Genomic DNA, 12,614 nt, shown 5'->3' on the forward strand with positions numbered 1-12,614 from the left:
GTGAGCAAGTACGAGACCACCGAGCTGCCTCCCAAACTCCAGAAGTTCTTCAAGATCACCCTCGGCATGGAGTGGCCCGAGGGCAGTGAAGGCGGCCTCAACGCGATGCACGACGCGTTGGAGCGCTACGCCGACCGCACCGACGAGATGGCCGCCAAGATGGAGTCGGCCGGCGGGGACATCGACGACGCCCTGGACGGCGACACCTCCGACGAGACCGTCCGGTACGTGAAGGGCGATCTGCCCGGGTACCTGCGCGAGCAGTCCGCCGTCGCGCGCGACCTGGCCAGCAAGGCCAAGGACGCGGCCGCGGACATCCAGAAGAACAAGATCATGTTCATCGCGATGACCGCGATGACGCTGGCGACGGTGATCTCGCTGATCGCCTCGCTGTTCGGCGCCTTCATGGTGCCCGCAGTGCTCGCCGCCGCACGGGTGGGCATCACCGCGCTGCTGCGCGAACTGATCAAGCAGATCGCGCAGAACATCGTCAAGCAGCTCGGCCGCATCCCGCAGGCCATCAAGGCGGGCGGCTGGCAGGCCGGGGCGAAGGCGGCGGGTTCGCAGGCGTGGCAGCTGGGCAAGTACCCGGCGGGCGGTGCGGCGTTCGGCGCGGGCGTGATGGGCGGTCTGGACGCGGGCATCCAGGGCGCGCAGAAGGCGGCCGGTTACCGCGACAACATCAACACCGAGTCGATCAAGGGCATGGTCATCGGTGGTGCGATCGGTGGTGCGGCTTCCGGGTTCGCCGCCGGTGCGGTCCGAGGTGTGGCGAAGAACCTCGACGACGTGATGGTCAACATCAACAAGAACATCACGAACGCGAACAAGCTGCGGGGCCCCAAGGAGCAGATCCCGGAGAAGAAGTTCACCCGGGGCCAGGTCGCGTTCGGGCGCTTCGCCGACGGTGCGCTGCAGATCGTCTCGGTCGCGGCGAGCAACCCGCTGGTCTACATCGCCACCGACGACAAGCACGGCGTGGCCTCGGACGGCATGTTCGGCGCCTTCGCCAGGGGCGGCCTCGGCGGCAAGTCCGGTGGCGGCGGCAAGGCGGGCGGCGGCACTCCCACGATCAGCGAGGTCAAGGGGCCGGGCGACCTGAAGATCCCCGGCCCGGGCGAGATCGGCGGCGAGAAGTCCGGCGGCGGCGACGCCACGGGCGACAAGAAGGGCACCGGCGGCGCGAAGGACGGCGCGACGTCACCGGACACCTCCAGCGACGGGCCGCCGAGCTACGAGCACGCCGCCGAGGGCCTGCCGTCGTACGCGGAGGCCACCGGCGAGGGGGCCGCGGGGGCCGGGCAGGGCGGCCAGGATTCCAGCGGGCAGTCGGATTCCAGCGGCCAGTCGAACTCCAGCGGGCAGTCGAACTCCAGCGGGCAGGCCGATTCGAGCGGGCAGTCCACGTCGTCGGGCGACCGGTCGACGTCCCACTCCGGGAGCGGCCAGCCGGACTCCGCGGGCTCGCGCGACAGCCTGGTGGACTCGAACCGGGACGGCGCGGGGCAGCAGGACTCCTCCTCGCGGAACGTGAGCCACGGCGGCACGAACCTCGGCTCGGTGTTCTCGAACTCCGCGCCGGTGGCCACCGAGTCGAACGGGATCGGCTCGGCCGACGGCGGCACGACCGCGGAGAGCTCCGGGACCTCGCCCTCGCACAGCAGCGGCTCCGGGCAGATCTCCTCGACCGGCGGCTCCGATTCGACCGGGTCGCAGTCGACCTCGCACTCCAGCGACTCCTCGTCGTCCGGCCAGGCGCAGGGCGTTGCGCAGGGCGGGTTCGGGCAGTCGCAGAGCACCTCCGGCGGGCAGGTCGGCGGCGCGGCGAACTCGACGGCGGGCACGAGCACCTCGGGTTCCACCACTTCGTCCGCGCCGAGCTCCAGCACGACGTCCTCGGCCACGAGCGGCCCGAACACGGTCTCCACCGGCGGCCCGAACACGACGGCGACCGGTCCCGGAACCACCGCCACCGGCCCCGGCACGACCACCACGGGGCCGAGTACGACGGCGACGGGGCCGGGCACCACCGCGACCGGGCCGGGCACGACGGCGACGGGGCCGGGCACGACCGCGACCGGGCCGGGCACGACGGCGACGGGGCCGGGCACCACCGCAACCGGGCCGGGCACGACGGCGACCGGGCCGAACTCGACGGCGACCGGACCGAACACCACCGCGACCGGACCGAATTCGACCGCTACCGGAGCGACCTCGACGTCCACGGGTCCGAGCACGACGGCCACCGGCCCGAACACGACCAGCACCGGCGGGTCGAGCACCACCACCACGGGCGGGCAGACCAGCACCACAGGTGGGCAGACCTCGTCGACCAACCCGTCGACCGCGGCCACCGGGCCCGGGCAGGCGCAGAGCACCCAGGGCGGTGACCGCACCGGGACGCAGGGCGGCCCGAACCAGACCTCGGCCACGAACCAGAGCGGTTCGACGGGCACCGGATCGGACGGTACGACCCCGTCGAACAGCACCGACGGCTCGTCGAACGAGATCGAGGGTTCCGGCACCCGGCAGGACGCCGCGGGTGGGGACCGGATCGACACCGGGTTCCGCGACGACGTGCCGAACTCGCGCGACGACTCGCAGTCGTTGCGTGACGATGCACAGAGTTCGCGGGACGAGTCGCGGGCTTCGCGGGACGATTCCCAGGTCTCGCGGGACGAGTCGCAGCTTTCGCGGGACGAGTCCCGGTCCTCGGGCGAGGAATCGCAGGTCTCCCGGGACGAGCCGAACTCCCGCGAGGAGCAGAACTCCCGGGACGACGAGTCGACCACCGAGCCCGGGCAGTCCCGCGACGACTCGGCCGAGCTCACCGAATCGGACCGGCCGGCGGAATCCGAGCGCACCCCCGATTCCCGCGCCGACGAAGCGGAATCGGGCCGCGACCGGAGCGAGGACTCCGCCGCGCCGGTGCCGGTGCAGGGCCAGCACCAGGCGGGCGGCCAGCCCGGGAACCAGGCGACCCAGTCCGGGAACCAGGCGAGCAACCAGCCCGGGCGCGGTGCGGCCACCACCCCGCAGGCGGGTGGCGAGGCGCGGGCTCCGCAGTCCGGCACGCCCGCCGGGGGCAGGCAGGACGGCGCCGCGCCCCCCGCGCGCACCAGCGGCGAACCGGACTCCGCCGCCGCGAACCAGACGGCCGAGCAGCGGCCCGAGACCACCGCCACCCCGGAAGTGGACCCGGCCACCGGGCCGCGGTCCGAGTCCGCGCCCCGCACCGAATCCGAGGGCCGCCCGGACACCACCGCCGAGCCGGAGACCGGCGCCACCCGCTCCGACGGCTTCACCGAGCAGTCCAGCCGCACCGAGGACGCCGAGCAGTCGGCCCGTGATGCGGACGGGCAGTCGACTCGCGCGGAGGACGAGCAGCCGACCCGTGGCGCGGACGGGCAGTCGACTCGTGCGGACGCCGAGCAGTCGGCCCGTGATGCGGACGGGCAGTCGACTCGCGCGGAGGACGAGCAGCCGACCCGTGGCGCGGACGGGCAGTCGACTCGTGCGGACGCCGAGCAGCCGGCCCGTGATGCGGACGAGCAGCCGACTCGCGCGGAGGACGAGCAGTCCGCTCCCGACGCGGAGCGCACCGGACCGGCAGCGTACACGGCACCGCACCAGACGACGCCGACGACGCCGAACCAGACCAGCCCGAACCAGTCGACGCCCAACCAGTCGACCCCGAACCAGGGCACCAACCAGAGCACGCAGAACCAGACCAGCCCGAATCAGGCGACCCCCGGGCAGACCACCCCGAACCAGCCCGGGCAGCAGCCCGCCGGGCGCCCGAACGTCACCTCGCAGCCCGACCCGGGCCAGGCGCGCGGTGGCGACCAGACCGGCAACCGCGGTACCGACTCCCGCGGCCCGGCCACCGAGAGCAGCACCCCGAACCGGACCCAGGAGGGAACCCGGACCCAGGACGGGACCCGGACCCAGGACGGGGAACGCGGCCTCAACGTCACCGCGCCCGACCCGCGCACCGCTCCCAGCACGTCGCGGGGCGGCTCCACCACCTCCGCGCACGCCCGCGAGGGCGGCAGGCAGGACCCGCCGCTGCCCCCGGTGTTCGCCGCGCTGCTCACCGATCCCGACCTGGTGCCCGCGCCGACGCCGGACGCGCCGCGCGCCCCGCAGGGCGGCAGGCTGAACGGCCCCGCCCAGCAGGGCGAGACCCCGCTGCGCATCCCGAACCCGGACGAGGTCGTGGTGGGACTGGGCCCGCAGGGCGGCCGGTCGCTGGTGATGGGCGGCGAGCCCGTCGCGCAGCGCACCACGACGACCCAGCAGGACACCGCGGCGGGCACCTCGTTCGCCCGGGACGTCCCGCTGTCCGAGGACCTCGAATCCGCCGCCCGCTCCTACAGCAAGCTCGCCGCGGGCCGCACCCGCGAACTGCTGGACACCGCGGCCGTGCTGCTCAGCCGAGCGGGCGAGATCCCCGGCAAGGTGCCGACGGTCCTGTGGGAAGCGATCGCGGCGCGCATCGCGAAGGGGGAGCACGGCCGCGCGGACGAGTTCGTCCAGCGCTACGTGCACGAGAAGGACTCGCTGGCGGGGTCCGAGCTGGCAACCCGGGTCGGCCGCCCCGACTCCGACACCCCGCCGATGTCCCCTGTGGACGGTCCCCGGCGCGGTGACGGCGCCGAGGACACCGGCACCTCCACCCCGGAGGGCGCGAAGGACGCCGAGGACGGCACGCGCGGCACCGACGACGCGAACTCCGACGGCAGGCGCTCGGACGACTCCAACGACGCCCGCGGGTCCGACCGCGGTGAGGACTCGGACGGCGCCAAGGATGCCGAGGACGGCGGGAAGAAGAAGGACTCCGACGAGGCCGCGAAGGACGCCGAGGAGGAGGCCAAGAAGACCCCGAAGCCGGTCCGGGAGATCCGGGAGGCCCTGCCGGACTACGTGCGCAGCGGCCAGTCGCTCGGCCCGATCGAGCAGATCGGCGCCACCCGCCGCGCGAACCTGCCGGAGGACACCCGCACGCTGGAGTTCACCGGCCCGGACGTCGTCGCCCACCTCAACAGCCTGGTCCCCGGCGGGAAGGGCAAGTGGGAGGACACCGGCGTCGTCCAGCGCCGCATCGACAACGCGGTGCACAGCCTGGTCGGCACCGGCGACACCTTCACCGTCCGCAAGGGCGGCAAGTTCTACGAGCTGCTGGTCCGGGCCGTCCCGCAGTTCGACGAGATGAAGTCGGTGAAGCCCTCCGAGGAGTCCATCAAGGCGAGCGCGAAGACCGAGAAGTCGACCTCGCACACCAGCGCCGAGGCGCGGGACAAGTCGTTCTCCCCGCAGCTGGCGACGACCTCGGTGCCCGGCCTCTACGTGTACGTGAACCCGACGCTGCCCGGCGGCTTCTCCGAGACGCACCTGTCGGAGCAGAGCCAGAAGCACGGCAGCGAGCACAAGTACGCGATCAAGGAACTGCACGACGTCGACGTCCCGATGAAGTTCGAGTTCTCGCTGCGCGACAGCAAGGACCGCGTCGTCACCCCGTCCGGCGTGGAGCGCGACGTCACCGGCCCCATCGCGAACCACAGGCTGGAGCAGCACACCACCTCGGAGACGGCGGACGTGGCGCTGCGGGTGCCGATCGGGCTCTCCAACGGCCGGTCCATCGGCAACGTGCTCGCCGACGTCCACTCGCACCTGGACAGCTACCACCAGCCGCTGAACCAGCGCCGCCAGCTGAAGCTCGCCGAGCAGGGCGTGCACGAGCTGGGGCCGCTCGGCGAGGCGGGCAGCCGCGCCGTCCGGGACTCGGCGCCGATCGGCGTCACCCTGCACACCGGGCCGGTCGCCGGCTCGCTCTTCCACCAGGTGCAGCAGATCCTCGGCAAGCGGTTCCGGCAGGAGAGCGCGGTCGACGCGCACGGCCGTCCCGCGCTGCAGGAGTTCCTGCACAAGGACAGCATCGCCGAGCGGCTGCCGGAGATGACGGTCTTTGAGGGCGCGCACCCCGAGGCGGGCTGGGTGCAGTCCGGCGAGATCTACAAGGGCCGCAACCTCTCGCTGTTCCGCTCGCACCCCGGCACGAAGATCGAGATGCGGGCGGTGGCGTCCTGGATCAAGGTCGGCCACGAGCACGCGGACGTGAAGCACTCGGATTCGCAGACCGCCAAGTTCGCCAGCAAGGACGTCCGCAAGACGGACCGCTCCGGCGGGCTGAACGCCATCGGTGGCCCCGGTGTCGTCGCCGGCCCGTTCCGGGTCGTGGCGGGCCCGAACGTCGGTTTCAACATCGGCCGCGCCAACGAGCAGAGCATCAACCGCTCCACCGAGGTCACCCACACCACCGACACGACCGGTGAGACCGCGCGGTACCAGCTCGGCTACAAGATCCAGGTCCGCAAGCTCGGCGGGGACCCGGTCACGCTGGACGGCATCGTCGCCGCCGACATGCTCGGGGACCGCGGCAAGGCGGCGGAGGCCGGGCTGTTCGAGGGCACCCCGCTGGCCGACGCGCACCGCCCGGAGAACTTCCGCTCCGGCACCGAGCGCACCCACTTCCTGCCGGAGTCGGTCGAGAACGGCCACGCCTTCATCGGCAGGCTCACCGACCTGCCCGTCGGGCGGGACCTGTACAACGGGCTGGCGGACCTGCTGCGGGACATCCCGCTGCGCGGGAAGGTCCGGCTGGACCAGAACATGTTCATCCGGCAGTTCGACGACCAGGCGTTCGCGAAGGGCCTGTCCGCGAAGATCGCCGACGTGCTCAAGCGGGGGCGCAGCCTCGCCGACCTCCTCGCCGATGAGGAGGTCGTCAAGCAGCTCGTCCCGCACATGGTCGACGGGGCGCTGCACCTGCCGCTGAAGCGGGAATCACTGCTGACCGACTACGTGTCCGTCGTGCGGCTGTCGATGGAGACCAGCAACATCCGCGACGGCGAACCGGTCCGCTCCGGCGGCGAGTCCTTCGGGGACGGCTCAGCGCGGCTGGACGGCGACGCCACCCCGGAGGGCAGCGGCGGCCGGTCCGGCGAGGAGTCCGGCAGCGCCGCGAAGGACGGCAAGGGCACCAAGGACGGGGCCGAGGACGGCGCGTCCAAGAGCGCGCTCAACACCGGCCGGAAGGTCACCGACGAGACCACGGTGAAGAGCAGCCGGTTCCGCAAGAGCGGCCTCGTCGGCGGCGTCCAGGCCCGGCTGTACTCGTCGCTGGGCATCGGTTCCTACGTCCTCAACGGCGGCTACCGCGCCGAGGGCAACCGCACCCGCAAGCGGGGCTTCGAGTTCACCCGCGAGACCGCGGTCGAGCGCAAGCGCGGCGGCAGCATCGCCCCGGACGGCAAGCTCACCGACCACGCCCTGCGCTCGTTCCGCGCGGACCTCGACTTCAAGGCCGAGGTCATCTCCTACAAGCGCCCCAGCGAGGGGATGCGCCGCATCCGCCCGCAGCGCCCCGGCAGGCACGTGCCGGTGTTCCAGGAGCTCACCAGCGACTTCCCGGTCGACCTGAGCTCGCAGGAGCGCTCGCGGCAGAAGCCCAACCCGCACGTCGCCGAGCCGATCACGAAGCGCGTCGACGCCCGCTTCGTGGTGCCGGAGAGCCTCGTCAGCGAAGAGGACCCGCTGGCGATGACGCACTTCGAGGAGGGCACGCCGGACGCCCGGGTCGAGCAGATCGCCGACCCGCCCGCGCCGCACCAGCTGCCCCCGGGCGGCAGCCGCAAGCTCGACGGCGCCCAGCTGGTCGGGTTCACCGGCGGGAAGATCCTGCGCCAGATGGCGGCCGACCTGCTCAACCAGGTCACCCGCAACGACCCGATCGTCCGGTTCCCGGTCCCGGAGATCACCAGCCCGATCTCGCACATGCTCGGGGCGGACCGCATCGAGGGCGACCCGCGGCTGTTCAGCAGGCCGCGCACCACGTCGATCTCGTACTCGCGGGCGCGCCGCGACCTGTCCATCGAGATGGGCACCTCGTTCAAGCCGGTGCTCGACAGCAGCAGCCCCGTCACCCGCAGCGAGTACGAGCAGGCCACCCGGGAGCTCACCGGCAAGGCGGGCGCCGGGCGCACCACGGGGTGGAACGTCAACCACGGCGGCTACGTGGGCGCGGTGTTCACCGGGCCGCTCGGGCAGGGCGTCAAGACGGGCACGCACGACGTGGACGGGCTCGGCGTCGGCGTCATCAACCTGCAGCCCTTCAGCCACTCGCGCGGCGCGGAGAACTCGCGCTCGCTGGAGAGCGGGCAGACGCTCACCGTCGAGACCGCGCCGGAGAAGGTGTACCTGGCGCGGGTCAAGGTGCACGCCGGGATGGTCGCCGAGGCCACCTACAAGGGGAACTTCGACCAGCTGGAGCTGTTCTCCCGGCCGGATCCGCGGCGCCGCGGGCAGTACGTGGAACTGCCGGAGTCGCAGCTGGTGTGGCTGACCAAGGAACAGCTGGACGAGCTCAGCCCCGGTCTCGGCGGGGAGCGCGGCGGCACCGAGCAGTCGTCGTCGACGACGCCGGACACCGACCCGGCGACCGGCGCCCGGACCACCGGCGACCCGGCGACGAGCGACCCGGCGACCGGCGAGCCGCCCACCGGCGACACGGCCTCCGAGTCGACCGCGGCCTCAGCCGGGGGCCGCAGCACCGCGGACGCCTCGCTGCCGCTGCCACCTACTCTGGACCCGACCCGCGCGGTGCGGCCGTCCTTCGGCCTCGGCGGCATCATCGACCCGGTCGACCTGGCGAACCAGATCGGCGAGATCCGGGAGAGCTTGAGCAGCAAGCTCGGCGAGGACGTCGCCGAGGCGCTGCTGCCGAGCACCGCCGCGGGCAACCCGCGCAACAACCACGCTTCGCTGCAGGCGCTGCTCACCGACATCAACAACTCGGTGGAGCAGGCGCTCAACGGCGGGGAGCGGACCACGCTGCGCTACGAGCGCCGGTTCAAGGGCAACACCTACCGGTTCAACCTGGAAGCCGACTTCCTGCCCGACCACGGTCCGGGTTCGATCCGGCACGTCGAGAAGCTCAAGGTCACCAACCTCGCCAGCACCGCCCTGGAGAAGGTCCGCACCAGCGGCCGGACGCTGCTGACCACGATGTTCGCCGGTCGGCTCGGCGTGCGCGGCACCGAGATCCCGCCGACCGACCCGCAGGCCAGGCAGACCGAGCACACCGGGCTCGGCGCGGCCGGCGTCGGCGTCACCCCGCAGGCGCGCTGGGGCAACCGGACCCAGCAGCTCACGAACAAGGACGAGGTCGGGCACGAGCGGTCGGCGGAGACCAGCGGTCCGGTCGCCGAGCACGGCGGCCGGCTGCGGCTGAACCTCCAGGTCGCGCACGGCAACGGTCCGGCCACGCACGCGATCTCGGTGGACCGGCCGGTCACGGTGACCAAGCTGGCCGAGGAGGCGCTGCCGCCGCCGGACGGCACCCGCTACGGGCAGACCACCCACCGCGGCAAGCTCACCGCCGACCAGATGACCCCGGACGCGCTGAACGCCTGGCGCGGCGAGGGCAAGTTCACCCTCCCCACCGCCGACGCGCACTGGGGCGAGCACTTCTTCGGCGACATCGACGAGCTCGTGCAGGCGGGGCGCGGCGCGCTGACCGACTCCGGGGTCAAGGTGCCGCGGGACGTCGACAGCGCGCTGTCGATCGCGATCACCGTGGCGCAGCTGCGCTCGCGGCTGCCCGACCAGCTCGACGGCACCTTCACGGTGCCCATGCCGGACCTGAACCGGACGCTGGAGTTCCACGCCCGCGTCCCGGAGACCCCGAAGTTCGCCAGCACCAGCGGCTCGGTGAAGTTCGAGGGCAAGACCAAGCCCAAGGACGAGCGGACCTCCGAGGTCGAGTCCGGGCACACCACGGAACTGCGCACCACCGAGCCGTGGGGCTGGGGCGGCAACACGCAGCCCGCGGACAAGAGCCCCTACGCGTTCGGCCAGAACTCCGGCTACGCGGCGCGCGACCTGGTGGCGCTGTCCTCCCGCGATCCCGCCAAGCTGCTGCAGAGCGGGGAGCTGCACTCGGAGGACGCGGCGCGGATGCCGATCTCCGACAAGATCATCCACAACGAGGAGACCGTCACCAGGGCGCTGCTGAGCGGCCTGGAATTCCACGTCGTCGCCCGCGAGAACCCCGGGCCGCTCACCTTCGGCGAACCGAAGGTCGGCGGCCGCACCGTCGGCTTCCGCGACGCCTTCGTCTCCCGGCTGTGGGACGACGACGCGACCGCGCGCACCGGGCACGCGATCTCCCCGGACCTGATCCAGGCCACCAAAGACCTCGCCACCAAGGGCGAGGAGTGGTCGAAGGCGGACAAGGCGCTCAAGGGCGCGCGGGAAGAAGCCGACGGCGTCGCGGGCCCGAGCCGGTCCGAGGGGTCCGACGAGCTGGCCAAGGCGCAGGAGGCCGAGTCCCACGCCCGGTCCCAGTACTCGAAGGCCAAGCGCACCTGGGACCAGCTGACCCAGGCCGAGCACGAGCGCGACGCGCGCACCCGCGAGGACGCCCGCCGCAGCGCGCGGCAGGCCGTGCAGGACCGCGCCGAGCTGGCCGCCGACTCCGCGGCGAAGTACCGGCTGCCCCCGATCCGCCGCGCCTCGGTCGCGGACGACCTGCTCAGCGGCTGGGAAGAGGTCATCAACTACGGGCTGCCGAGCTCCTCGCGCCCGCACGGGCCCGCGCTGCCGCGCATCCCGGAGGAGATCGAGCTCAGCGACCTGGCGCCGAACCGCACGCGCGGCGGTGACGACCTGTCCGGACCGCCCGCGGACACCACGACGCCGCCGGGGGAGAACTCCGGCCGGCGCGGGGGCGGCGCGAACCGCGGCGACGATGCGAACCCGGGCGAGGAGTCGAACCGCGGCGAGGAGTCGAACCGCACCGAGGACTCGAACCGCAGCACCGACGGCACGACCCGCGACGGCGAGGAGTCGAACCGCCGCGGTCGCGACCGCAGCGGCACCCAGGACAGCTTCGACTTCGCGAACGACCCGGACGCGCAGCAGTGGCGCCGGATGATGGGCGTCTTGGACCGCGACATCGCCGCGCACGACGCCGCGCGCGCCCTCGGCACGCTGGACGAGGTCGGCCCGCTCGGCGAGGTCGAACTGGACTCGCTGCCCCCCGGCCGCTCCACCGACTCCGACGCGGCGCCCGCCACCGAGCCGGCGCCCGACTCCTCCCGGCAGGCGCCCGAGCGCCGGTTGCAGATGGGCGGCGACCCGGTCGCCCCGCACCGCGCGATGGTCGACGCGCTCAACGAGTCCGCCGCCCAGCACTCCCGGAGCGGCCGCGAGCCGGAACCGCGCACCGAGCTGCTCGGGCCGGACGTGTTCGGGCGGCGCGCTCCCCAACCGGCTCCCGACTTCCTCGCCGGGCACGACTACTCCAACCTGCCCGCGGACCGCATCATCAGCATGTTCCGGTCGCTCGACATGGCGCGCCCGCAGGGCAGGCCGACGCACGCCGAGATGGCGCCCGACGCGCTGATCGCCGACCCGCGCTCGGTGGTCAGCTCGCACCGGTCGCCGATGCAGCGGGCCCGGTGGGCGCCGCAACCTCCGGTGCCGCTGCCGGAGACGCTGGAGATGCCGCGGCTGATGCACCACGTCTGGCTGGGCGGCCCGCTCTCCGGCGAGGGGCGGCACGGCTTCCACCGGGAGAACATCGGGAACTTCGCCCGGGAGCACACCGGTCAGCTGGAGACGGTGCTGTGGACGGACGTGCCGCGCTCCCAGTTCGAGCAGGCCGCCGCGCACACCGGCCCGATGCGCCGGGACCACCCGCTGGCGCCGGTCCGCGACATGCTCGGCTGGGCGCGGCAGCACAACGTCCGGTTGCTCAACCTGGACGAGGTGTCCAACGCGGAGAACCCGCTGCTCGGCCACGAGTTCACCGCGAACGAGCGGGCCAAGATGACCCCGGCGGGCAGCGCGGGCGCGAGCGACATCCTGCGCCCGGCGCTGGTGCACGAGTTCGGCGGCGCCTACCTGGACGGCGACAACGCGCTGGCCGACGTGAGCAGCCTGTTCGACGTGGTCCTCGACGGCCGGGAAGGCTACGCGCTCCACGTCGACACCGAGCGCGAGATCTTCAGCAACTCGGCGGTCGCGGCCGCGCGCCACCACCCGGCAATGCGCGCCTACCTCGACACCATGATCGGCAAGTACGAGAAGCCGTACGCCGACGTGGTGGACGGCAGGCTGCGCAACGCCGACCCGGAGGCCTTCGACGACTCGCGGGTCGCGATGCGGCGCAACTCGATCTGGGAGCGCACCGGCCCCGGCAACCTGGAGGAGTTCGCCGCGTCCCTCGGGCATCGGGACGTACTGGACCTGCCCGGGCTCAAGAACGTCATGGTGCAGAGCACCGGCACCTGGATGTACCCGGCGCCCCCGCCGCACCCGCGGGTGTGGGACGCGGCGTCGACCCAGCGGTTCACCGAGAACGTCGTCCAGACCCTGGTGCGCGGGCTGCACAACCGGCCCGGCGAGCTGCTGATCACCGAGGTCGGCGACGTGGTCGAGACCCACCCCGACCCGGACCTGATCTGGAACTCGGCGATCACCTTCCTGGCCGAGCACCCGACCTTCGGGCCGATGATCGAGGGCATCACCTTCGCCCGCCACGACTTCGG

At 72.9% G+C, this 12,614-nt stretch carries 1 protein-coding gene (cut by a window edge); it reads left to right on the plus strand.

Features of this window, described 5'->3' with window-relative positions; translation table 11 throughout:
• Nucleotides 1–12,614: the 5' end (the start) of a WXG100-like domain-containing protein gene (locus H1226_RS03670; RefSeq protein WP_258346236.1), read on the plus strand. The gene runs 39,616 nt beyond the window's last position; only the first 12,614 of its 52,230 coding nucleotides appear in the window; it begins with the start codon at nucleotides 1–3; its stop codon lies beyond the right edge, outside the window.

The organism is Saccharopolyspora gregorii, assembly GCF_024734405.1.
GTDB classification, from domain to species: domain Bacteria; phylum Actinomycetota; class Actinomycetes; order Mycobacteriales; family Pseudonocardiaceae; genus Saccharopolyspora_C; species Saccharopolyspora_C gregorii.